This is a genomic window from Xanthomonas nasturtii (assembly GCF_023337365.3).
Taxonomy (GTDB): Bacteria; Pseudomonadota; Gammaproteobacteria; order Xanthomonadales; family Xanthomonadaceae; genus Xanthomonas; species Xanthomonas nasturtii.
Window position 1 is genome coordinate 4,721,418 of the sequence record NZ_CP142084.2, and the last position, 21,531, is coordinate 4,742,948.

The following is a 21,531-nucleotide window of genomic DNA, read 5'->3' on the forward strand; positions in this document are numbered from 1 at the left end:
CAGGCGGGTGCTGTAGCGACTCGGCACCCGCAGCGCTAGGTGCGCGCGGTCGGCGCGTCGGTGTCGGTGTCTGCCGGGCCTTCGCGCAGTTGGCGATAGACCTGCCCCAGCGCCGCGACATCTTCGGCCGAGAACAGCAGCTTGAGTGCGGGCGACACTTCATAGCGCGCCTCGTCGCCGCGCAACCGGGTGAGCACGTGGTTGTCCTTCATCTTCTGCACCGCCGTGGCCACCCGGCGCAGGAAGCCGGCGCGGTCGGTGGAGAGATTCTTTTCGTACACGGCCAATGCATCGCTCAGCTCTGCGTCTTCCACCACCGCACGCACGCCGCGCGCGTCGGCGTCGGCCAGTTGCTGACGCAGATGCAGCAGCAGCACCGAGTCGATGAAGGTCAGCGGCGAGGAACGCAGCAGCACCGGGGCGTCCAGCTCGCCGGTGTCCGCCTGGCGGGTGAAGGCGATGCCGGCCTCGCGATCGAGCACCAGCTCAAGGAACAGCTCGGCCAGGGCGCTGCGGATTACCGCCTCGCTCCGCAGCAAGGCCGGCCACAGGCGGCCATGCCGCTGTGCGTCCACGCTGGGGCCGCTGAGCAACTGGCACAGCGCCCGCCGCGCCTCGATCGACAGCTGCCCGGTGTCGCCCGGAAACAGGCCGTTGGCCGGCGTCGGTGACGGATCGGCCAGCGCGGTAGCGGTGGCGTCGGCGTCGATCTCGTCCGGATCATGTCCGTGGTCATGGTCGTGCTCAGGCCAGTTCATGGCGTTTCTCCCGGGTAAACCAGATCAACGGAATGCGCGCGCGACGCCATTGGCCGTCGCTGCCGCGCCAGTGCGCCAGTTCGAACTGGTCGGCGTCGACCACGCCGTGACGCGTGCCTAGCGACAGATAGCCGATGACGCTGCCCAGCCCCTGCGTGGCCTGGCGCTGCTCCAGTGCCTGGGCGATGGAAACCTGCGGCCGGGCGTCAAGCAGCTCGAACAGATCGCGGCGCAGGCTGCGGAAGTCGATCTCCGACTGCGCGACCAGATCGCCCACGCTGTCCAGCGAGATGGCCGCTGCCTCGTTACGCTGGATGTTGCCGTCGACCTGCTGCTGGCGCGGGTCGTGCAGGCGCCATTGCGCCAGCGAGCGCAGCCGGCTGGTGGTCAGCATCAGATCGCGGCCGATCAGGCGCTGCGCCGGTACGTGCTCGCGCAGGCTGAGCGCATCGGCCTGCGCCTGCTTGAGCAGGCGGTTGAGCCGGCGCTGTTCCAGGTAACCGCGGCTCTGCACGAAGCCGCGCAGGCTGCGCGCGAAATGCTGCATGACATCGTGCACCTGCCCGCCGCGCTCGAGCATGGTGCCGGTGAGCCCGCGCAGAAAGCTGCGTTCGCGCCGGTCCAGCTTGCGCGCGAAGGCACGCCCCAGCACGGTCTCCAGGGCCGCGTCCAGCTGCGCGCTCTGTTCAGCGTCGTTGAGCAGCGCCCAGAATGCCTGAAAGCTGCGTCCTGCGTCGCTGTCACCGATCACGTCCACGCCTTCGAACAGCCGGGTCAGCACGTCGCCGCGCTCGCCCTCGTCGTCGATGATGCGTTCGCGAAACTGCCGGTTGAGCTGCTCGAAATCGTCGCGCACGCGGCGGAAGTCTTCGGTCAGTTCATCGGCCAGCGCAATCACCTGGCGGGTGCGTTCCAGTGCGCGCTTGCCGTCCAGCGAGGCAACTTTGCCGGCGGCCACCCGCGCGATCTCCGCATCGATGCGGTCGCGCTCGTCGCGCAGCGCCGACAGGCGTGCATCCGGGTTGGTCTCGGTCAGGGCGGCCAACTGGGCCAGCTGCTGCATCACCAACGCCAGCCGACTCTCGGTCGCCGCGCCACGGCTGTGCTCCAGCCCATCGACGAAGCGGATCGCCTGCGCGGCCTGGGTGGACAGCTCGAATTGCTCTTGCTGCGCGCCCTCGGGCAGATGACGCTCCAGCCAGCCCTGTGCCAGCCAATGCGCCACATAGGCCTGCGCGGTGCGCGGCAGGTCGCGTGCAAGCTGTTCGGCGTTGAGTTCGTCGAGCATGCGCTGCAGGCGTTCGTGCAGGACCGCCGCCGGGAGCAGGCGCTCACCGTCCAGCAGCAGCGACTGCAGCAGGCCGATCACTTCCGGCGCGTGGTCGGCGGCCAGCAGCTTCCACAACGGGCTCTCACGCAGGGTGCGATAGCGGACGATCCGGACGAGATGTTTCATGCCGCTATGCTGACGCTCACGTCGAGCCACAGCAAATACCGCCCATCAACGCCCGGCAGCGGTGATGCGCGAAGGGCGTGCCGGCGTCCGCGGGCCAACATCAGCGGTGCTCCCGACCATGCTCCGAACGCCCGTGGCCAGACGTTGCACCGCGACCGCGCAACGGCTGCCTCAACGCTTGCCGCCCACTTCGAGGAACTGCAGGAATTCGGCGCGGGTGCGCGCGTCTTCGCGGAAGCTGCCCAGCATCTTGGAAGTGACCATGCTGACGCCGCGCTTGTGGATGCCGCGGGTGGTCATGCACTCGTGTGCGCCTTCCACCACCACGCCCACGCCGCGCGGTTGCAGCACGTCCTGGATGCACTGGGCGATCTGCGCGGTCATCTTTTCCTGCACCTGGAAGCGCCGCGCGTAGCTTTCCACCACGCGGGCGAGCTTGCTGATGCCCACGACCTTGCCGCGCGGCAGATAACCCACATGCACCTTGCCGATGATCGGCGCCATGTGGTGCTCGCAATGGCTTTCGTAGGAGATGTCGCGCAGCACGATCAGCTCGTCGTAGCCGGCCACTTCCTCGAAGGTGCGTTCCAGGTATTCGCGCGGTTCTTCGCGGTAGCCGCTGAACCAGTCGCCATAGGCTTCGGCCACCCGGCGCGGGGTGTCCAGCAGGCCTTCGCGCGTGGGATCTTCGCCGGCCCAGCGCAGCAGGGTGCGCACGGCCTCTTCGGCCTGGGTCTGGGTCACGGAGGAATCGGGCTGGTCGGACTGGCTCATGCGCAGGTGCACCCAAAGGGGGCGAGCATGGTACCTGAGGACTGCCCGGCCGCCCCAGTGGCGGTTGCGTCGGCTTGCGCGGGTTCAGTGACTATTGATTCATTTGTGAATTGCTAGCATCCTATCTATCATGTCGAACAACACGCTCTCCCCACGCGCTCAGCTCAGTTCCGGCCTGCTGGTGGCCGCCCGCCAATGGCAGCGCTTGGCCGACCAGGCGTTTGCCGAGTTCGGGCTGTCCAGCGCCTGCACCGGGCCGTTGCTGATGATCGGCCGCTCCGACGGCGGCATCCGCCAGGTGGCGCTGGCCCAGCAATTGGGCATGGAAGGCCCCTCACTGGTGCGGCTACTGGACAAGCTGGCCGCACAGGCGCTGGTGCGCCGCGAAGCCGACAGCAGCGACCGCCGTGCCAACCAGCTGTGGCTCACCGATGCAGGCCAGGCGCTGGCCGGGCGGATCGAAATCCGCCTGGATGCGTTGCGCGCCGAGGTGTTCGGCACGCTCGGCGATGCCGACGTGCAGGTGGTGCTGACCCTGTGGGAGCAGATCGCGCAGGCGCATGCGCGGCTGAGCCAGCCCGACTGAGTCGGGTGTCAGGCGTCGCCCTGCAGCGCCGCTTGTGAGTTGCGGACGGCATGGCGCGCACTGCGCGCTGCCCGGACGCAGGTGTTTCCCATTGCCCAGGATGTGCCCGATGTACGGCGAATTCAGTCTTTACGGGGTGTTCGTGCCCACCTTGCTGGCGTTGATGACGCTGGCCTACCTGCTCAATAGCGCGATCGCCGCGCTGCTGACCCGCGCCGGCGCGTATCGCTACATCTGGCACCCGGCGCTGTTCAACCTGGCGCTGTACATCGCGCTGCTGGGCGGCCTGTTTTTCCTTACCCGTTGGATGCACTCGTGAAAAAGTTGATCAAGACCGCGGGGCCGGCGCTGCTGACCCTGGCAATGGTGGTGGTGGCCGCGTTGGTGTTGCAGCACCTGTGGCGCTATTACATGGAGGCGCCGTGGACACGCGATGCGCACGTGGGCGCCGATGTGGTGCAGGTGGCGCCGGATGTCTCCGGGTTGGTGGAGTCGGTGGCGGTGGCCGACAACCAGGCCGTCAAGCGCGGGCAGTTGCTGTTCGTGGTGGACCGCGCGCGCTATGCGATTGCGCTGGAACAGGCGCGTGCCGCGCTGGCCGAGCGCCAGGCCACGCTGCGCCAGTTGCGCCGCGAGAGTGCGCGCGACCGCAGCCTGCAGGACTTGGTCGCCGCCGAAGATGCCGAAGTGCGCCGTTCGAACGTGCAAAAGGCGCAGGCCGCGGTGGCCACGGCGCAATCGGCGGTGGATCTGGCCAAGCTCAATCTGGACCGTACCGAGGTACGCAGCCCCGCCGATGGCCATGTCAGCGACCGCACCGTGCGCGTGGGCAACTACGTCAGCGCCGGGCGGCCGGTAGTGGCGGTGCTGGACACCGGCTCGTTCCGTGTCGATGGCTATTTCGAAGAGACCCGCCTGCACGGCGTGCACCCCGGCCAGCGCGTGGACGTGCAGCTGATGGGCGAGCCGGGCACCTTGCACGGGCACGTGCAGAGCATCGCCGCCGGGATCGAAGACCGCTACCGCAGCGGCAGCGCCGGCGCGCTACCCAATGTCACCCCGGCGTTCGACTGGGTGCGGCTGGCGCAGCGCATCCCGGTGCGCATCGTGCTGGACCGCGTGCCTGCGCAGGTGCAGTTGATCGCCGGGCGCACCGCCACGGTGAGCATCTTGCCTGACACCGCTCACGCGGCCCCGGCCGCTGCGCCTGCCCGTGTGCAGGCCAAGGCGGCGCCATGAAACGCGCCGTGTTTCGTCCACTGGGATTGGCTGCACTGCTGACCACGCTAAGTGCATGCAGCACGGTCGGCCCCAACTACGCGCTGCCGGACGATGCGGCCTACCAGCGGCCAGCCGCCAATGCCGCGTTTCTGGACACCGGCAACGACCAGGTGCAGCCCGGCGCCGCGCTGCCGGCGCGTTGGTGGGCGCTGTACCAGGACCCGATGCTCGATGCCCTGGTCGAACAGGCCTTGCGCGACAACGTCGAGCTGAAGGTGGCCGGTGCCAACCTGCGCCGCGCCGCTGCGGTGTACGAACAGGCCATGGATGCCGGCGGTTTCGATTACGAGGTGGACGCCGGCGTCAGCCGCGCGCAGGTCTCGGCCGAGGCGTTCCTGCAGGAAGAAAAGCTGCCGGTGTTCAACCTGGCCGACGGCAAGTTCGGGGTGTCGTATCAGTTCGATCTGTTCGGCAAGCTGCAGCGCGGCGCCGAAGCCGCGCACGCCGATACCCGGGTGGCCCAGGCGGCGATCGATCTGGCCCGCGTCAACGTGGCCGCGCAGGTGGCCGGCAGTTACGTGGAGATCTGCCACGCCAACCACGCGCTGCAGGTGGCCGAGCATTCGCTGCAGTTGCAGCAGCGCAGCCGCCAGATCACCCAGCGGCTGATCGCCGCCGGCCGCGGCACACCGCCGGACCTGGCGCGTGCCACCGCCCAGGTGGCGATGCTGGAAGCTTCGCTGCCGCCATTGCGCGCGCGCCGCCAGGCGGCCGGTTACCAATTGGCCGCCCTGCTCGGCAAGACACCAGGCGAAGTACCGGCCGGTGTGGACAGTTGCGCGCACGCCCCTGCGTTGCAGCAGCCGATTCCGATCGGCGACGGGCGTGCGTTGCTGGCGCGTCGCCCGGATGTGCGCCAGGCCGAGCGCCGGCTCGCCGCCGCCACCGCGCGCATCGGCGTGGCCACTGCCGCGTTGTATCCGGACATCCGCCTGGGCGGTTCGATCGGTGCCACCGGCCTGCTGGCGGATTTCGGCGAGCCGGCCACGCATGCGTGGTCGTTCGGCCCGCTGATCTCCTGGACGCTGCCGTCCAGTGGTGCGCGTGCCCGCGTGCGCGCCACCGAAGCCGGCGCCGACGCGGCACTGGCGCAATTCGACAACACCGTGCTGCAGGCCTTGCGCGAAGTGCAGACCACGCTGTCGCGCTATGCGCAGGATCTGGACCGCCTGCACCTGCTGGAACAGGCGCAGCAACAGGCCGAACTCGCCTCGGCGCAGAACCGGCGGCTGTATCAGGGCGGGCGCACGCCATATCTGTCCAGCCTGGATGCCGAGCGCACGCTGGCCACCGCCGACATGACGCTGGCCAATGCGCAGGCGCAGGTGTCGCAGGACCAACTGCAGCTGTTTCTGGCACTCGGCGGCGGCTGGGATGCCGCTGCCGGGCGCAGCGACACTACGGCTGCGCGATGATCCCCTTGTTGCGCGATCGCCAGGCCTGGCTGTTTTCGGCCAAGACCTTCGCCGCCTCGATCGCGGCGCTGTACGTGGGGCTGGCCGGCAATCTGTCGCGGCCGTACTGGGCGATGGCCACCGTCTACATCGTCTCGCAACCGCTGCTCGGGCCCACCCGCGCCAAGGGCGTGTACCGCGTGCTCGGCACCTTGCTGGCCGGCGTAGCGACGTTGGTGATGCTGCCGAATCTGGTGGAAACGCCCTTGCTGCTGAGCGCGGCGATGGCGTTGTGGCTCTCGGCCTGCCTGTTCCTGGCGCTGCTCAATCGCGGCCCGCGCGCTTATGCATTTTTGCTGGCCGGCTACACCACCGCCTTCATCGGCTTTCCTGCGGTGACCGCGCCCGAAGGCATCTTCGACACCGTGGTGGCGCGCAGCGAAGAGATCGTCCTGGGCACGGTGATGGCGGTGTTGTTCGCCGCGCTGGTGTTCCCGGCCTCGGTCAAGCCGATGCTCACCGCACGCATCGGCAACTGGATGCAGGACGCGGCGCAGTGGTGCAGCCAGGTGCTGCAGCGCGGCCCGTCGCAGGCGCCGCGCAATCGGCTGGCCGCCGATCTGGTGCAGTTCGAGGCCTTGATCGCCTTCGTCCGTCACGACGACCCACGTCATGCCGGCGCCGCTCCCACGCTGGAACAGCTGCGTGCACGCATGCTGATGCTGCTGCCGGTGCTGTCGTCGATTGCCGACCGCATCGATGCGTTGCAGCGCGATGGCGCGGCGCACGCGTCGGCGCTTGCGGCGTTGCTGGACGATGTTGCTGCGTGGGTGGATCACGTGGACCACACTCGCATTGGCGATGCTGATGCCAAGGCTGATGCACTGCGTGCACGCATCGAGGCACTGCGCCCGGTGGTGGATCAGGACATCGACCACTTGTTACTGGCCAGCTTGCTGCTGCGCCTGCAGGAACTGCTCGACCTGTGGCAGGACTGCCGTGCATTGCAGCAGGCGCTGGTGCACGGCACGGCAATGCCGCTGCCGCATGCGGTGCAGGTTGCGTCTATAGAGCCGGCACCTGCCAGCACCACGCGGCACATCGATTTCGGCATGGCCGCGTTTTCCGCACTGAGCGCCGGGTTCGCGTTGATGGCGTATTGCGTGCTGTGGATCGGCATCGGTTGGGAAGGCGGCGGCAACGGGGCGATGATGGCGGCGGTGACTGCCGCGTTCTTCGCCGCCCAGGACGACCCTGCGCCAAGCATGCTGTCGTTCCTGACCTGGGCAGTGGTGGCCAGCGTGGTGGCCGGCATCTATCTGTTCGGCATCTTTCCGGCCATCCACGATTTCCCGATGCTGGTGTTGGTGCTGGCGGCGGTGTTCCTGCCGATCGGCGCGCTGCTGCATCGCCCCAAAAGCATGTTGATCGCACTGCCGCTGGTGGTGAACCTCACCGCGTTGCTGAGCCTGCAGAACACCTACAACGCCAACATCCAGAGCTTCGTCAACGCCGCAGTGGCGATGGTGCTGGGCATTGGATTTGCAGTGGTGCTGACGCGGGTGTTCCGCTCGGTCGGCGCCGAATGGAGCGCGCGTCGGTTGCTGCGCCAGGGCTGGCGCACGCTGGCCGACGCGGCCGAAGGACATGGCGCGCAGGATCGCCAACGGTTCGCGGCGCGCATGCTGGACCTGCTTGGTTTGCTCGCACCGCGGCTGGCCTTGACGCCGGAAGGCAGCGACCTGGCCTCGGTGGATATGCTCAACGAAGTGCGCGTGGGCTTGAACATCCTGCAACTGCGCAGCGCGCGGCAGGGGTTGCCGCAGACCAGCAAGGAGGCGGTGGATGCGATTTTGGCAGAGGTTGCCAAGCATTACCGTCAGCAGGTTGCGCACAAGCGTCCGTTGCCGGGCCCACATGCGCTGCGTGAGCGTCTGGATGTGTCGCTGGCGCGTGTGGGCAAGGTGCCAGCGGGCGCGCATCGCGATGACGCGCTACTGGGGTTGATCGGGCTGCGTTACAGCCTGTTTGCACAGACAGTGCAGCGGCGCGAAAACATCAAGCACGAGCCATCTGCGTTAGCCCCTTATCTCTTGGCGATCTGCCAGATTAGGTGTCGAGAGCCGGCGTGGTCGACCGATAACCCACAGGTCTAAACAGCCGCGGGAGAGCGAGGTCGCCACGCCGGGATCTCCTGGCAAACGCCCGAACAGTTGCTGGAGTTGGCACTCGTAACGATCAGGCTGGGCAGCCCAGGAGAGCTCTCGACCCTTCGAGCATAGCGGAGTTTTTCCATGGCATACGGCGTAGGTATCGATGTCAGCAAGCAGTGGTTGGATGTGCATGTGCATGGCTGCAAAGGCGAACGGCGCTTCCCCAACACGGCGGCAGGTCTGCGCCAGCTGCGCAGCTGGCTGGGACACATGGAGCTGCACCAGGTGGTGCTGGAGGCCACGGGCGGCTACGAACTGGCAGCGTTGGATGCGCTGCATGCGGCCGGCCTGCCGGTGGCGCGTGTGAACCCTCGCCAAGCGCGTGACTTTGCCAAGGCCATCGGCCAACTGGCCAAGACCGACACCTTGGATGCGCGTGTGCTGGCGCAGATGGCGATGGTGGTATCACTCACGCCCTACCAGCCGCTGGAAGGCTGGCGCCATCAGCTGCGCGAGTACCAGCAGCGCCGCACGCAGGTGTTGGCGATGGTGCAGCAAGAGCGCCAGCGGCTGTCTCAACTGACCGATGCGTGGCTGCGCAAGCGGGCGCAAGCCGGCGTGCGGCAATGGCAAAAAGAGCTGGCGGAGCTAGATGCGCGCATCGCCCAACAGGTGGCTGCACGAGCCGAGCTGGAGGTGCTGGTCCAGGTCAAGGGCGTCGGCCCGGTGCTGGTCGCGACCTTGGCGGCGCAGCTGCCCGAGCTGGGCCGTCTCACCGGCAAGGCGATCGCCAAACTGGTCGGGGTGGCGCCGCTGGCACGCGACAGCGGCACGTTGCGCGGTGCCCGCAGCATCTGGGGAGGACGCGCCTGCGTGCGGCAAGTGCTGTACATGGCGGCGCTGGTGGCGGTGCGCTTCAACCCGGCCCTGCGCGAGTTTTACCAGCGGCTACGCACGCAGGGCAAAGCGGGCAAGGTCGCCCTCGTGGCGGCGATGCGCAAATTATTGGTCATCCTCAACGCCAAGATGCGAGATCAACTGACGGCTAGCGCCGCCAGTTGATCAAGACAGTTGCTCTCCCCTCGGGGCGATAAGGCACTGCTTGCGCGCCACTGGCGCGCGTGCCTTGGAGCGCCCGCGCCGCAAGCGCGGGCCGGGGCGCGGAGCGGGGGTTGGGGTGAGGGTACGGGGCGAAGCCACTCGCGGTAGATGACACGAGGCTTCGCACGTACCCTCGTCCGCCCCTACGGGGCACCTTCTCCCCCCATAAAGGAGGACAATGTCCCGCAGGGAGAAGGAAACGGTACAGCCCGCGCGCGCTCATCACCGATTGCGCTGAAGCATCACCGCTTCGTCGTCCAGCCAATTGCTGCCCTTGTTGGTCAGGAAGACCATGTAGACCACCAACGACACCGCGATCACTGCGGTCGCATAGATCACGAACTCGGTCACATGCCCGGTCTTCAACGAGGCTTGATACAGCAACGGCGCCGTGCCGCCGAAGGCCGAATTCGCCAGCGCATACCCCAGGCCGACGCCCAGCGCGCGCACATGGGTGGGGAACAATTCCGCCTTCACCACCGCATTGATCGAGGTGTAGCCGGTCAGGATCACAAAGCCCACGGTGAGGATCGCAAAGGCGGTCAGCCAGTCGGTCTGCTTGGGCAATTCCATCACCAGGAACCAGGTGTACAGCACACCGCCGATGCCGAAGAACACCAGCAGGGTCTTGCGCCCGACGATGTCCGACAACCAGCCGCCCACCGGCTGCATCAACATCAGCACCGTCAACGCCACCAGGTTGATGATGGTGCCGGCCATGACGTCGCCCCCGGCGAACGCGGTCTGGATCATCTTCGGCCCGGTCACCGAATAGGTGTAGAACGCGATCGTGCCGCCGGCAGTGATCAGGAAGCACAACAGCAGCGGACGCCACTGATTGACGAACAACTCGCGCATCGAGCCGGAGGCCTTGGCCTTGCCGGTGCGCGAATCGGCGATGGATTCGGAGCTCAGTGATTCGTCCATCGTGCGGCGCAACCAGAACACCACCAACGCGCCGATGCCGCCCAGACCGAAGGCCACACGCCAGCCCCATTCGGAAATCTGCGGAACCTCGAAAAAGTGCAGCATGATCAACAAGGTGGTCTGCGCCAGCACATGCCCGCCCACCAGCGTCACGTAGTGGAACGAGGACAAGAACCCGCGCCGGCCCGGAATCGCCGCTTCGGACATGTACGTGGCGCTGGTGCCGTATTCGCCACCGGTGGCAAAGCCCTGCAGCAGGCGCGCCAGCAGCAAAATGATCGGCGCAGCAATGCCGATCGTCGTCACGGTGGGCGTGATCGCAATGACGAACGAGCACAGCGCCATCATCGATACCGAAATGGTCAGCGCCAGCCGGCGACCGTAGCGGTCGGCAAAGCGGCCGAAATACCACGCCCCGATCGGGCGCATCAAGAACGTCATCGCAAAGATCGCCCACACGAACATCGTGGCGTTCTTGTCTTCCTTGGAAAAGAACTGCGACTCGAAATAGACCGCAAACACCGAGTAGACGTAGACGTCGTACCACTCGACCAGATTGCCGGCCGAGCCCTTGAGCGTGTTGGACACCGAGCGGCGAAGGCTACCGGGAGCTGCGCCAGAACCGGCGGCGATCGGAGGCGATGGGGGTGCGCTCATGCAGTCAGAACCTCATGGATGGGGCAGCCCCAAAGTATAGGTGCGCGCTTGTGTGACGCATGTAAGCATTTCGGCGCATATACAGACAGCCCGCAGATCCGGCTGCCACGGGCCAGCTTCAGCCCGCTTTGGGCGTTGGCGCCGCAAGCGATTCATGGCACATCCCCGACCGGTCGAAACAGCACGCACGCCGCTTGCCGGAGGCGAGCATGTCGCAGGCAGTGGCAATACGCTTGACCCGTGTGTCGGCCTTCTTGCCCGAGATGACCCAAAAGATCCCGTCGCGCTGCGCCACTGCGGTGAAGGTGTCCCAGGTGGCCCGCGCGTTTGGGTGCGCGGCCAACGCGGCATGCAGATCGTCCGGCAGCACCGGCTCGGGTTCTTCGGCAACCAGCACGATGTCCAGCACCGCCATCTCGCCAGCGACAACCCCGGCCGCACACTGCAGCGCACGATCCACCTTGAGCCAATGCCCATCCTGCCCGTCCGGCTGCAAGGTCGCCCGTAATGGATTACCTACGAAGGCACCTGCCACGGTGAGCATGTTGCGAGTAGGCAATGTGTCGCTGCACCGAAAAAACGCCGTCACCCTCGCGGTTGGTCATGGACTGATCGGCATTCCTCTCGACTTGCAACGACCGCTCACGACAGTTGGAAGAATCAGCCAATTGCACGGGCAGCAACCCACCGGGTCAGACGCTCTTGTGCTAACCGCGCAGCCATTTCATGAACCGACTGGGCGATGGCTTATGAAGCGGCCGCGCCTGTCGCACAAGTCGTTCCTTGTGCGACGCAATTTCTACGGCCTTTTCGTATGCCGCCTGAGTTTTCTCCAGGAAATGATCTGACGTTGGCGATGTTGGCCCTTCGGCGAACTCAAAATGCTCCAGATCTGGTGACGACAGATTTGACCTGTTTTGAAAATAATCCTGCGGTGGTTTTGGCGAGCCTGGAGACGACTTCCAATCTAGCGCAGCGGACGTTGACTCCTCTTGGGACTTCCTAGTTAACTCATGTAACTGCGCTTGAGAGTTCCTAATGAAATTTTCTAACTCCTCGGAAATTTCCAGCGTCTTGGGAGGCTTACGGAGATCGTTGGTTTGATGATGCTCCAACAAGTAAGCTTCCATCTCCTCCATGAGTTCCAGTTTCTTGTGAAGGTTGCTCTTTCCGGAGCTGCTACCAATCGTGTGATTTTTACGATCTTGACTGACTACCGGGCTATCACCAGAATTTTCTGCGGCACGGATTTTTTCATAAATCTCAACACCATTTAGCTCATCATTCTCTGAGAATAAATTAAAGATCTCCTGCTTATGGTATTCATCGATTTTCTGCCAGAAAAGGTTTTTTGGATTGGCGTCTTTGGCCCAGGGTATCAAGATCTCACCATTTGGCTTGATGCTGTCGCCCTGTTCTGCCTCGCGCAATTCTTCGTTACTTTCTTCCTCGATGGTCGCAAGTCTTTCTGGCGCAACCGTATTTTCTCTCGGTTCGTCGATCTCTTCGATTTCGCTACGTGTGCTATTGCCGCCAACACCTCGGATATGTGCTTGAACAGATGAAGCAGGCGTGTGTATGCCACCGCTAAAAACAACGAGTGGCGCATCAGCTTCGTGCATTTCTTTTGTTTCTTCGAAAAGCTCTTTCAGCGTTTTTCTTTTTCTCGGCACCTCCGCACCGCTCGCAGGGCGTTGGCCAAGCGTTGCCTGCCTGGTTGGCGCTTGAGCATGCTTTTCGCCGGCCAGGTGAGAGGCATCGACACCAGCTCTGGGGCTGGCTTCAGGCGGCATCCTGTCACCAGACGCGCGGCTACTTGTCCGTGATGTGCTTGCGCCAGCAGAGAAGCAAAATTTCTGAAGTAAGTCCTTCTTGGGCTTTGCATTTGGTCTGTTGGATTTTTTCCGATCAGGCGGCCTGCGCCCAAGCGGACTGTCAGGGTCGGGGGAATGATCGTCCCGCTGCCGCTGCGCATCCACTTTCGCGTCGCATCGGTCTTTGACAGCGGCATGGGGCTGCTGTCTATGGACACTGGGGGTAAATAGTGATTTCAAGGGAGTACCTCATCCGGGTAGGCAACCTGAGTAGCTTCGGTGCCTAGTGCACTGAATCCGAGGAATCGGATGTGATGCGTCGAGTTGGATCAGCGAAGGTCCATTTCAGCGGTTTTGGGTTTTTGTTGTACTGGCGGATGTAGCGCATGAGCTTCTTATCGAGGTCTTTGACTGAGGAGAAAACCCCGCGTGTGATGACATCACGCTGGATGCGGGCGAACCAGTTCTCGACCTGGTTCAGCCATGACGAGTAGGTGGGGGTGTAGTGCATATGAACGCGGGGGTACTCGGCCAGGAACGCATGCACGAGCGGCGTCTTGTGGCTGCTGACGTTATCGCAGATGACATGGATGTCCCGGCCGTTGGACTGACTGGCGACAACCTCTTCGAGGAAGGTCACGAACTGCTCGCTGGTGTGACGAGCTGCCGTTTTGCCCAGCACTTCGCCAGTGCCCGTATTGAGCGCGGCGAACAGGCTCAGTGTGCCATTACGCTTGTATTCGAATCCGTGGCTTTGCGCGCGTCCGGGTGCCAATGCAAGCATCCGGTCCTTGCGGTCCAGCGCCTGGATCGCGGTCTTTTCGTCCACGCAGAAGACCACCGCGTGCGCAGGCGGGTCCAGGTACAGGCCGATCACGTCTGCGGCCTTGGTCTCAAACTCCGGGTCGTTGGAGACCATGTGGGTGTCCAACCGATGCGGACGCACGCCGTGTTTGCGCCAAATGCGCTGGACGGCCGAGAACGACACATTGCCCAGCTCGGCAGCCAGCTTGCGACTGCTCCAGTGCGTCGAACCGTCTTTGGGCTTGTGCTTGAGCGTGCGGTTGAGCACACGCGCTTCCAGCTTGGCCGTCGGTATCTTCGGCGCACGCCCAGGATGCACCGACACCAGCCCGGCCAGTCCTTGCGCCTCAAACGCCGCCGTCCACTTCGAGACGAATGCGTCGTTGCAGGCAAGCTTAGTGCGTATGTGGACTCGACGTTCTCCATCGCTCCAAAGCACAACACACCGCGCGCGGCGCACCAAAGCGGCGTTGCCGTGACGCTTGCGCATCACCGCCTCCAATTCAGCACGCTGTTGGATCGTCAGCTTCGTTCTTTGCATGACACACTACCTGGGGATCATGCATCCGATTTCAATGATTCAGTGGACTAGCGAATTCACAAAAGCTGCGAGTGGTTGCTCACGGCAAACGTCTTGAGTGGTTTCATTATTCGTTGGTCTACACGCGAACCGCGTCGTGGTACCTGCGAATGGCGTTTCTGGAAGAATTTTTGGTTTTCATGGCGTCACTTAGCTTGACGGGCTTGTTATTGTTTGCATCCTCTCACGGACCACACCACCCGTTCACGACGAAAGGCGAAACACCAGAGCCTTGCGCGAATAGTTCAGCTGGTACATGCCAACGCGTTAACTCAACCATTATGATTGGTTTATTTTTCGGATCGGGTTTTTGCCTGCATGCAGGCGCACCTGATGCATTGAAGTGTGTCGCACTGCCAGCATCCCGACAGATGCTTCCGCCGTCCCCAGACGTCTCCGGGCACGTCTGGGGTACAGCACGCCTGCTGTCCTCGGCGATTTCTGGATGTCGAAGATTTGGTCATCAAGAATTCCCTCTCATGATGGAATGGCAGTACGCCTCTGCGCCAACGCAGCATGACGTTGAGCAGGGGAACCAGGTCCGATGGACAAATCTGGGCAATAACCGCCTGTCATGCCGAATGCCGACATTGCAGCCAGCCCGAATCACGCTCCTTCACACCCCCCATGCCGCGCGCCTTGCCAGAATGCCGGCCGTTTGTGGCCGTTGATGGCAGGGGAACAGGAGCTGGATGCATGCTATGGATCATCGTGGCCACGGTCGTCATCGCCTTGCTGGTGGGGCTGCTGTTGCTGAACTTCGCCACGCCTGAGAAGAAGCTCGCGCACATCCCGAGCCATTGCTACGACGTCTCCGACCCGCAGTTCAAGCGCGAGATGTCGGTGTTGCTGGGCCCGACCATCCTGCCCGGCAACAAGATCGAGGTGCTGCAGAACGGGCGCGAGATCTTCCCGGCGATGCTGGCGGCCATCCGTGGCGCGCAGCGCACCATCACCTTCGAGACCTATATTTATTGGTCCGGCGAGATTGGCCGCGAGTTCAGTGAGGCGCTGTCCGAGCGTGCGCGTGCGGGCATCAAGGTGCGCGTCACCATCGACTGGGGCGGCAGCCTGAAGATGGACCCGGCGCTGGTCGAGGCCATGACCGAGGCCGGCGTGGAGGTGCATCGCTACCGTCCGCTGACCTGGTACAACCTGCACCGCGTCAACAACCGCACCCACCGCAAGCTGCTGGTGATCGATGGCCGCATCGGGTTCACCGGCGGCGTGGGCGTGGCCGACCAGTGGATGGGCGATGCGCAGGACCCGGAGCATTGGCGCGATTCGCATTACCGCATCGAAGGCCCGGTGGTGGCGCAGGTGCAGGCCGCCTTCAACGACAACTGGATCAAGACCACCGGCCGCGTGCTCAACGGCGCCGAGTACTACCCGGAACTGGCCCCGGCCGGCGACAGCGACGCACAGCTGTTCGTGGCCTCGCCCTCGGGCGGCAGCGAAAGCATGCACCTGATGTATCTGATCGCCATTGCCGCCGCGCGGACCTCCATCGACCTGGCGGCTGCGTATTTCGTGCCCGATGCGCTGATCACCCGTTCGCTGCTGGAGGCGCGCAGCCGCGGCGTACGCATCCGCGTGCTGCTACCCGGCAAGCACATCGATGCGATCTCGGTGCGGCTGGCCTCCAAGGCCAGCTGGGAGCCGCTGTTGCAGGCCGGTATCGACATCCACGAATACACGCCCACCATGTTGCATACCAAGCTGCTGATCATCGATGGCCTGCTGGTGTCGGTGGGCTCCACCAACTTCGACATCCGCTCGTTCCGGCTCAACGACGAAGCCAGTTTGAATGTCTACGACAGCGCGCTGGCCGCACAGATGACCGAGGTGTTCGAGCGCGATCTGCAACGCGCCGAACTGTATACGCTGGAACGCTGGCGCAAGCGGCCGCTGCGGCAGAAGCTGGGCGAGAAACTGGTGCTTCCATTCCGGTCGCAGGTATAGAGCGCTAACACATCGGCGTGCGCTGCGCGTGTCATGCCTGCAGCCGCAGCTGGCGCAGGCGCCACCACAGGCCGCCCACGTGCACCAGCGAATACAGCACCAGTGCCGCCGCGATGCCCAGGGTCAGCGGGCTGGCCTGCGACCCGGCAGCCGCCGCGCCCGCATTGGACGCGCCATCGGCCCAGCGCCAGGCCAGACGCCCCAGTAGCACCAGCATCAATCCGCCACCGATCCACGGATTGGGCGTATACCAGCCGCGCCCTTCCACCCATTCGGCATGCGTATAGCGCAGCGACACTGCGCCCAGCCCGACGCCGACCAGCGTGCCCACGGCAATACCCTCCCGCACCTGCGGCAAGCCGTACACCGCATACGCCAGCGCCGCTGCCGCGATGACCAGCACCACGCTGCGCAACGCCGTGCTCGCCGGCTTCCACTGCTGGCGGCCGAAGCTGCGCCGGATGCGCCGGTAGTAGAGGTAGCCGATGGCGGCCATCGAGAGGTACGGCGTCAGTGGTGCGATGGCAGCTGCGGGCATGGCGGTTCCTTTGCGGGGTGAGCTGAAGCGACCGACGCAGAATGAAACCAGCCACCGACGCGAACAAGGTGCCAAGTGTCACTTTCTGCAGGCGGCAGCGTGGCGGTCGGTCCCCGCAACCGACCATCCGGCAAAGCACTACGCAACCGAGACCACCACCGCGCAGGCGCTTGCCGCCCCGGCCGGTGAACGCCGCGAACGCGCACCAGCCGCTGCCACACGCGAACCAGAGCAGCACAGGTAGACTTGTCGGCAGAGTTCCCCACCGCCGTGCCATGTCCGCCATCAAGCAAGACGCCCATACGCTGATCGACACGCTGCCCGATGCGGCCGGATGGGACGACGTGATCCGCGTCTTGGCCGCTGCCAGCTTCCAGGCCGCGGTGCAGGACGGCATTGCCGCTGCAGAGCAGGGCGCGTTTACCGCTCCGGCACAGGTGAGCGCACTGTTCGCCAGATGGGGCGTTGATGTTACGGCGTGACTGGACCGTCCCGGCCGTCACGCAGCTTGCCCACGCCCAGGATCACTACCACGCGCTCAACCCGACCGCCGCCGCAGCGATGGCGCGGCAGGTGCTGGAAGCCACCCGCACGCTGGCCGAGCAGCCCGGACGCGGGCGCGCCGGCCGCGTCGCCGGCACCCGCGAGTGGGTGGTCAAGCAAACCCCGTACGTGCTGGTCTACCGCGTGCGCGACGACGCGCTGCAGGTGCTGCATGTCCATCTCGATGCCAGCGACTGGCTACCACGGACCGAACCGCTGATCGAACGCATCGAACCGTGGATTGCCGCGCTGATCAGCGCGCTGTTGCACGTGCTGATGCTGCTGATCCTGCTGTCGGCCTCCACCCCCACCATGACCCCGCCGCAAGGCTCGGCCAGCGGTGGCCGCACCAAGGTGGATTTTGTCGGCGACACCTCCCAACCCGATCAGCCCACGCCCTCCCCGACGCCGACCCCTCCGTCGCAAAAACCCGCGCCCGTGCAGCCGCCGCCGGCCGCCTCGCCGGTGCAATCGACGCTGGTCAAGACCGCCAAGAACCCGATCCCCCCCGCAGGCAACACCCGCCGCGGCGGCCTGGTCGAGCAGCGCCAGACCCAACCGGTGCAGCGCCCCACCCCACCGCAACCGCCGGCCGAACCGTCGTCGCCGCCGCAGCGCCGCCCCGAAACCTGGACCGGCCGCCCGCCGGGCATGCTCGAAGAGCAAGCCGACGCCGCCGAAGACGGTATGTCCAACACGCCCACCATCAGCGAAGGCCGCCGCCGCGATCGCAACAACGCCCAACCCAGCCTGGATATCGGCGGCTACCAGGTCTATTACGAAGTACGCAGCGAAACCCAGCTACGCAACTGGCGCGACCAGGGCATGAAGGAAGTGGCCATCATCCTGCCTGGCACCCAATACCGCATGGTCTGCCCACTGGAAGTGGCCCTCAAGCGCGGCTCCAGCAAATGCCGCCTGCTGCCGCCGGATTCCCCGGAGCTGAAAGACATCGGCGATGCCCGCGAGGTCATCAACATGATGGAGGTCTACAAGCAGGGCGAGCCGGTGTGGCGCGGGCCGGGGCCGTATCGGTGAGGGGATTAAATGATTGGACTAACTCAGGTTCCCCGATTTCTATCTAGAGGTTATGACCATGAGCGACTCAGAAAATACTTTCCTAGGCCGCTTTTGGCTTCCCCATAAAGAGGAGCAAAGTGCAGTTGAAGGTGTGCTTGTTCTGAACAGAGATGGTGCTTCGCTCCAGTTACGTGATCTTTTGGATGAAAAAAATCTAGATGATTCGGTCATCTTTGCTCGCTTACAAGGTCGTTACTCTCAGGCCACATTATTCAATTGTTACAGCTCCTGGAGCCGAGATAGCACTGGCTCCGCTCTTCTATCTCGCGCCAGCTCAACTATGGTCGCAATGGGCTGTATCAATAAAAATTTAGCAGGAGAAGCGATAGGCTTCCGACTTCCAGGAAGTGAGAAGTGGCTAGATGAACAGTGCTTCAAGACAAGTTTCGGCGATGAAGAAAGAAATAGCTCTATTAGCTTTAATCATTGGGAAATACACAAAACATTGCTAAGTAATGAGCTTTTTATGGAGCGCGCCTATAGCGCTTCATTTTCTAATGAAACACATGGTGTAGAGAGCTACACGATTATTCGATTAATGCAATATAGAATTATCTCAAGCCGCCATTTACCACTTGATGACTATTGGGGCCTAATTTTCGGACTTAAGCGATTTTTCGAGTTTATTATGCAAACTCGCTTGACCTATGAAAAAATTGAACTATACGACGAAGCACCTATTTCCTCCTACAAGCCAGACATCTGGATTCATCACGTTGAAAGTTCACTTGAGCGCCGTACCGAAATCAATAGGAATGAATTTTTAGTTCAATCTCGAGATTTAAATGGAAAGGTCGATGATATAATCCAAAAGTGGATGGAATTTATTAGTGACCAGCCGGCCCCCCTTTTACACTACTTCCACTCCTTTGACCGTCAGCGCAAAGACCGGGTTCTTCATTTTGTCTGGAATGTGGCAGCGCTAGAAGAACTACACAAAATACGTTTCGGAAGAAAAGGAAAAAATATTACTCTTACTGGCCGAATTAGATCTATGTGCACTCGGTGGAAACAGGTTTTCACAGTAATTCCGAACGATATTACTCTTGAAAATATTACGGTCAGCAGGCACTACCATGCTCATGCTGCTGGGGACCTAAGAGAGAAGGCCGCAAAAGGATGGCATCTATTCCGGTATGGCGATTTTTTGATGGCTTTGTCGAACTTAGAAATTCTTTCTAATCTGGGTTTATCTCAAAGTGAAGTCATAGATCTAACTAAGCACAATCGATGGATGAGCGAGGCGCTCCATTTAAGGACATACCCAGGTGGAGACGAATAAAAATAACTAATTCTTTCGTTTCTAATTTTTACTTAAAGATTATTTATCTGCTTTAACATTTATTTTCCAGGGAAATTGAGCAAATGGAAATTTATCACATAGCCCCCTTGGACATGCAAAGACCATAAAGCAGCCCCCTCAGGCCAGGAGCCTACATAGACTCAATTTACCAACTTCCAACGGGCAGAAGCATTTGTACAGGAGGCATCAGGCGTAGTGGATCAACCAAACCATACGCGCTTGGAATGCGATAAGAAGCACTCGGGCGGTTCAATCGTATGAAAATCATGACACGCGGCTTCGACTCAACATTGCCACCGCTTCCGACGCATCCACCACAGGCCCAAACACAATCTGCCGCAACAAGCGCGCTTCGCCAGGATCGACCGCATGCGTGGCGCCTTGTTCGTAGCTCTGCAGCACCACGTGCGATTCCCGTCTGATCGCGATGGCTAGTTCATCCAGGTGCCGCAATGTGAGTTTTGGCGGTACGCCGATGGATTGGCCGAACGCGGCGACATCATCGCGGCCGATGTGTGCATAACGGCGGGTAGTGCCCATCGGAAAAACCAATTCGTCCAAGCCCCAATCGGAGGCCTTGTAGACGCTGGTGCTGAGCAGGTCGTAATGCGGGGCGAGTTCCCAGCCATTTGCGCCGCGCAGGAAGCTCAGGTTCTTCAGGTGGGCATCGCTGTTGCCGATGAAGAAATTGAACAGTTGCCAGCGCAGCAACGCGATGCGGGTGGCCGCGGGCATACGGCTGATGCGTTCGAGCGCGCGCAAGCTGTCGCTGGTGGCTTGCTGGTACTTGTAAACACGATCCAGCGACAGCAGTTGGCAACCGTCCAGCGCATAATGGCGCTGTGCCTGCAGGCCATCGCCGATGCGGTCGAAACGGCGGACCAGATACACCGGTTCCGGCACGCGGCGCACGGCCACCTGTGGCACCGGCAGTCCGCAGGCAGCGGCCAGCTGCATGCAGAACCATTCATTGACCACGCTGTGCGGGTAGTCGTCCACATGTTCGTGGTCGGGTTTGAGGATATGGGTGGACGCAGCCGTGCCCACCGGCTCCCACAACTGCCCCTCCTCCAGCACCACCGCCAGCTTGTGCTGGGCGCCCGCCAGCGACATGCGCTTGGGTGCGCCATGGGTCAGCGGTTGCCGAGGCAAGGCGCGAATACGCTCAGAAAGCGCGACATCGCTCAGCGGCTGCAGCGCTGGCGACGGCAGTTGCTGGCCTGGCCTCAGCAAGGTCAGCGCGCCGGCCGACTCCGGGCCGAAACGCTGCAACAGGCCGAAAGCATCTGCCGCGTCGATGCCGGCATCGCTGGCGATCAGCCGGCGTCCGCCCTCTTCGGGCAGCAGGTTGTCGAAGAACCACTGCACCGGGCGCTGGCTGCCGCCATCAACGATCTCGCCCGCGCGACATGGCAATGCGGGAGACAGATCGAAGCCGTCCATTCGCCACGCTGGGTCGTACGCAAGCGCCCACAGGTTGCCCTGCTCCCGCAACTCACCGATGCGGCGCTCTTCCAGCCACAGCTCCAGGCTGCGTGGCGCATCGGCGGTGTTCATTCGGCGTGCTTGGCTACCGGCGCCGGCAGTTCCACCGGCAGATCCAGCTGGACCTGGATGCCTAATTGCCGCAGCAGTTCGAACACCCGGCCCAGTTGCACGGTGTCCTTGCCGCGCTCGACATTGCCCAGCACCACATGGCTGGTACCGGCTAGCGCAGCCAGGTCGTCCTGACGTAGCCCCTGTGCCTTGCGCACTGCGCGGACATAGGCGCCGATGTCGGAGACTTGATCAATTGGGACACGCATAACGAATGACCGAAT

19 protein-coding genes and 1 pseudogene are annotated in these 21,531 nt (G+C 63.2%); 10 read left to right on the plus strand and 10 right to left on the minus strand.

The window, feature by feature from the left end; translation table 11 throughout:
- Window positions 1–35 precede the first annotated feature (35 nt).
- The 3 genes from M3O59_RS20665 to folE form a co-directional block, all read right to left on the minus strand.
- Window positions 36–758: a DUF4194 domain-containing protein gene (locus tag M3O59_RS20665; RefSeq protein ID WP_116906764.1), complete on the minus strand. Its 723-nt coding sequence runs from the start codon at window positions 756–758 to the stop codon at window positions 36–38.
- Entirely contained in the window at window positions 745–2,214 is a 1,470-nt protein-coding gene (locus M3O59_RS20670) for a DUF3375 domain-containing protein (RefSeq protein WP_116906765.1), read from the minus strand. The genes M3O59_RS20665 and M3O59_RS20670 overlap by 14 nt, the downstream gene beginning before the upstream one ends.
- 171 nt (window positions 2,215–2,385) lie before the next feature.
- The gene (folE, locus tag M3O59_RS20675) at window positions 2,386–2,988 is read right to left on the minus strand and encodes a GTP cyclohydrolase I FolE (RefSeq protein ID WP_064631548.1); all 603 of its coding nucleotides are present in this window, start codon (window positions 2,986–2,988) and stop codon (window positions 2,386–2,388) included.
- Between the two features lie 130 nt (window positions 2,989–3,118).
- Between folE and M3O59_RS20680 the strand changes: the two genes are divergently transcribed.
- From M3O59_RS20680 to M3O59_RS20705, 6 genes are all read left to right on the plus strand, one after another.
- Window positions 3,119–3,574 (plus strand): MarR family winged helix-turn-helix transcriptional regulator, encoded by a 456-nt coding sequence (locus M3O59_RS20680; RefSeq protein WP_116906766.1) that lies wholly within the window; start codon window positions 3,119–3,121, stop codon window positions 3,572–3,574.
- A gap of 100 nt (window positions 3,575–3,674) precedes the next feature.
- A complete protein-coding gene (locus tag M3O59_RS20685) occupies window positions 3,675–3,893 on the plus strand; it encodes a DUF1656 domain-containing protein (protein ID WP_116906767.1) in 219 nt (72 codons plus the stop codon).
- Window positions 3,890–4,813 carry an efflux RND transporter periplasmic adaptor subunit gene (locus M3O59_RS20690; RefSeq protein ID WP_181920660.1) on the plus strand — a complete coding sequence of 308 codons (924 nt, stop codon included), beginning with the start codon at window positions 3,890–3,892 and terminating at the stop codon, window positions 4,811–4,813. The genes M3O59_RS20685 and M3O59_RS20690 overlap by 4 nt, the downstream gene beginning before the upstream one ends.
- A complete protein-coding gene (locus M3O59_RS20695) occupies window positions 4,810–6,270 on the plus strand; it encodes an efflux transporter outer membrane subunit (RefSeq protein ID WP_116906769.1) in 1,461 nt (486 codons plus the stop codon). Before M3O59_RS20690 ends, M3O59_RS20695 begins: the two co-directional genes overlap by 4 nt.
- Complete coding sequence (locus M3O59_RS20700) at window positions 6,267–8,405, plus strand: FUSC family protein (RefSeq protein ID WP_249054736.1); 2,139 nt, start codon at window positions 6,267–6,269, stop codon at window positions 8,403–8,405. The genes M3O59_RS20695 and M3O59_RS20700 overlap by 4 nt, the downstream gene beginning before the upstream one ends.
- A gap of 138 nt (window positions 8,406–8,543) precedes the next feature.
- Window positions 8,544–9,464 (plus strand): IS110 family RNA-guided transposase, encoded by a 921-nt coding sequence (locus M3O59_RS20705; RefSeq protein ID WP_373418975.1) that lies wholly within the window; start codon window positions 8,544–8,546, stop codon window positions 9,462–9,464.
- A gap of 261 nt (window positions 9,465–9,725) precedes the next feature.
- On the opposite strand, the gene M3O59_RS20710 is transcribed toward M3O59_RS20705, so the two are convergent.
- The 4 genes and pseudogenes from M3O59_RS20710 to M3O59_RS20725 form a co-directional block, all read right to left on the minus strand.
- Window positions 9,726–11,087 carry an MFS transporter gene (locus M3O59_RS20710; RefSeq protein ID WP_064631536.1) on the minus strand — a complete coding sequence of 454 codons (1,362 nt, stop codon included), beginning with the start codon at window positions 11,085–11,087 and terminating at the stop codon, window positions 9,726–9,728.
- 118 nt (window positions 11,088–11,205) lie between these two features.
- A pseudogene (locus M3O59_RS20715) lies at window positions 11,206–11,655 on the minus strand (YdeI/OmpD-associated family protein); the annotation flags it as partial.
- A 139-nt stretch (window positions 11,656–11,794) separates the two neighbouring features.
- Complete coding sequence (locus M3O59_RS20720; RefSeq protein WP_249051972.1) at window positions 11,795–13,141, minus strand: hypothetical protein; 1,347 nt, start codon at window positions 13,139–13,141, stop codon at window positions 11,795–11,797.
- Between the two features lie 43 nt (window positions 13,142–13,184).
- Window positions 13,185–14,246: an IS630 family transposase gene (locus M3O59_RS20725; protein WP_330462187.1), complete on the minus strand. Its 1,062-nt coding sequence runs from the start codon at window positions 14,244–14,246 to the stop codon at window positions 13,185–13,187.
- Window positions 14,247–14,981: 735 nt separating this feature from the next.
- On the opposite strand from M3O59_RS20725, the gene M3O59_RS20730 reads away from it, so the two are divergent.
- The gene (locus M3O59_RS20730; RefSeq protein ID WP_064631532.1) at window positions 14,982–16,247 is read left to right on the plus strand and encodes a phospholipase D-like domain-containing protein; all 1,266 of its coding nucleotides are present in this window, start codon (window positions 14,982–14,984) and stop codon (window positions 16,245–16,247) included.
- A gap of 31 nt (window positions 16,248–16,278) precedes the next feature.
- Here the strand turns inward: M3O59_RS20730 and M3O59_RS20735 are convergent, their stop codons facing one another.
- Entirely contained in the window at window positions 16,279–16,785 is a 507-nt protein-coding gene (locus M3O59_RS20735) for a hypothetical protein (RefSeq protein WP_064631531.1), read from the minus strand.
- 275 nt (window positions 16,786–17,060) lie between these two features.
- Between M3O59_RS20735 and M3O59_RS20740 the strand changes: the two genes are divergently transcribed.
- Genes M3O59_RS20740 through M3O59_RS20750 form a run of 3 tightly spaced genes read left to right on the plus strand, consistent with a single transcriptional unit; the run spans window position 17,061 to window position 19,690 of the window.
- On the plus strand, window positions 17,061–17,267 hold the full coding sequence (locus M3O59_RS20740; RefSeq protein WP_249054740.1) for a hypothetical protein: 207 nt from the start codon (window positions 17,061–17,063) through the stop codon (window positions 17,265–17,267).
- Window positions 17,254–18,366 carry a type II toxin-antitoxin system RelE/ParE family toxin gene (locus M3O59_RS20745; protein WP_064631526.1) on the plus strand — a complete coding sequence of 371 codons (1,113 nt, stop codon included), beginning with the start codon at window positions 17,254–17,256 and terminating at the stop codon, window positions 18,364–18,366. The genes M3O59_RS20740 and M3O59_RS20745 overlap by 14 nt, the downstream gene beginning before the upstream one ends.
- Before the next feature lie 58 nt (window positions 18,367–18,424).
- On the plus strand, window positions 18,425–19,690 hold the full coding sequence (locus tag M3O59_RS20750) for an ApeA N-terminal domain 1-containing protein (RefSeq protein ID WP_147308576.1): 1,266 nt from the start codon (window positions 18,425–18,427) through the stop codon (window positions 19,688–19,690).
- Between the two features lie 285 nt (window positions 19,691–19,975).
- On the opposite strand, the gene M3O59_RS20755 is transcribed toward M3O59_RS20750, so the two are convergent.
- Both M3O59_RS20755 and M3O59_RS20760 read right to left on the minus strand, forming a co-directional pair.
- Window positions 19,976–21,268, minus strand: a complete 1,293-nt coding sequence (locus M3O59_RS20755) for a HipA domain-containing protein (protein WP_116906780.1) — start codon at window positions 21,266–21,268, stop codon at window positions 19,976–19,978.
- Complete coding sequence (locus tag M3O59_RS20760; protein WP_116906781.1) at window positions 21,265–21,516, minus strand: helix-turn-helix domain-containing protein; 252 nt, start codon at window positions 21,514–21,516, stop codon at window positions 21,265–21,267. Before M3O59_RS20760 ends, M3O59_RS20755 begins: the two co-directional genes overlap by 4 nt.
- Window positions 21,517–21,531: the final 15 nt, after the last annotated feature.

Excerpts from the sequence above, each read along its gene's own strand:
- M3O59_RS20665 (WP_116906764.1), bottom strand. The coding sequence starts at position 758 with ATGAACTGGCCTGAGCACGACCATGACCACGGACATGATCCGGACGAG.
- M3O59_RS20670 (WP_116906765.1), bottom strand. The coding sequence starts at position 2,214 with ATGAAACATCTCGTCCGGATCGTCCGCTATCGCACCCTGCGTGAGAGC.
- folE (WP_064631548.1), bottom strand. The coding sequence starts at position 2,988 with ATGAGCCAGTCCGACCAGCCCGATTCCTCCGTGACCCAGACCCAGGCC.
- M3O59_RS20680 (WP_116906766.1), top strand. The coding sequence starts at position 3,119 with ATGTCGAACAACACGCTCTCCCCACGCGCTCAGCTCAGTTCCGGCCTG.
- M3O59_RS20685 (WP_116906767.1), top strand. The coding sequence starts at position 3,675 with ATGTGCCCGATGTACGGCGAATTCAGTCTTTACGGGGTGTTCGTGCCC.
- M3O59_RS20695 (WP_116906769.1), top strand. The coding sequence starts at position 4,810 with ATGAAACGCGCCGTGTTTCGTCCACTGGGATTGGCTGCACTGCTGACC.
- M3O59_RS20700 (WP_249054736.1), top strand. The coding sequence starts at position 6,267 with ATGATCCCCTTGTTGCGCGATCGCCAGGCCTGGCTGTTTTCGGCCAAG.
- M3O59_RS20705 (WP_373418975.1), top strand. The coding sequence starts at position 8,544 with ATGGCATACGGCGTAGGTATCGATGTCAGCAAGCAGTGGTTGGATGTG.
- M3O59_RS20710 (WP_064631536.1), bottom strand. The coding sequence starts at position 11,087 with ATGAGCGCACCCCCATCGCCTCCGATCGCCGCCGGTTCTGGCGCAGCT.
- M3O59_RS20725 (WP_330462187.1), bottom strand. The coding sequence starts at position 14,246 with ATGCAAAGAACGAAGCTGACGATCCAACAGCGTGCTGAATTGGAGGCG.
- M3O59_RS20730 (WP_064631532.1), top strand. The coding sequence starts at position 14,982 with ATGCTATGGATCATCGTGGCCACGGTCGTCATCGCCTTGCTGGTGGGG.
- M3O59_RS20735 (WP_064631531.1), bottom strand. The coding sequence starts at position 16,785 with ATGCCCGCAGCTGCCATCGCACCACTGACGCCGTACCTCTCGATGGCC.
- M3O59_RS20740 (WP_249054740.1), top strand. The coding sequence starts at position 17,061 with ATGTCCGCCATCAAGCAAGACGCCCATACGCTGATCGACACGCTGCCC.
- M3O59_RS20745 (WP_064631526.1), top strand. The coding sequence starts at position 17,254 with ATGTTACGGCGTGACTGGACCGTCCCGGCCGTCACGCAGCTTGCCCAC.
- M3O59_RS20750 (WP_147308576.1), top strand. The coding sequence starts at position 18,425 with ATGAGCGACTCAGAAAATACTTTCCTAGGCCGCTTTTGGCTTCCCCAT.
- M3O59_RS20755 (WP_116906780.1), bottom strand. The coding sequence starts at position 21,268 with ATGAACACCGCCGATGCGCCACGCAGCCTGGAGCTGTGGCTGGAAGAG.
- M3O59_RS20760 (WP_116906781.1), bottom strand. The coding sequence starts at position 21,516 with ATGCGTGTCCCAATTGATCAAGTCTCCGACATCGGCGCCTATGTCCGC.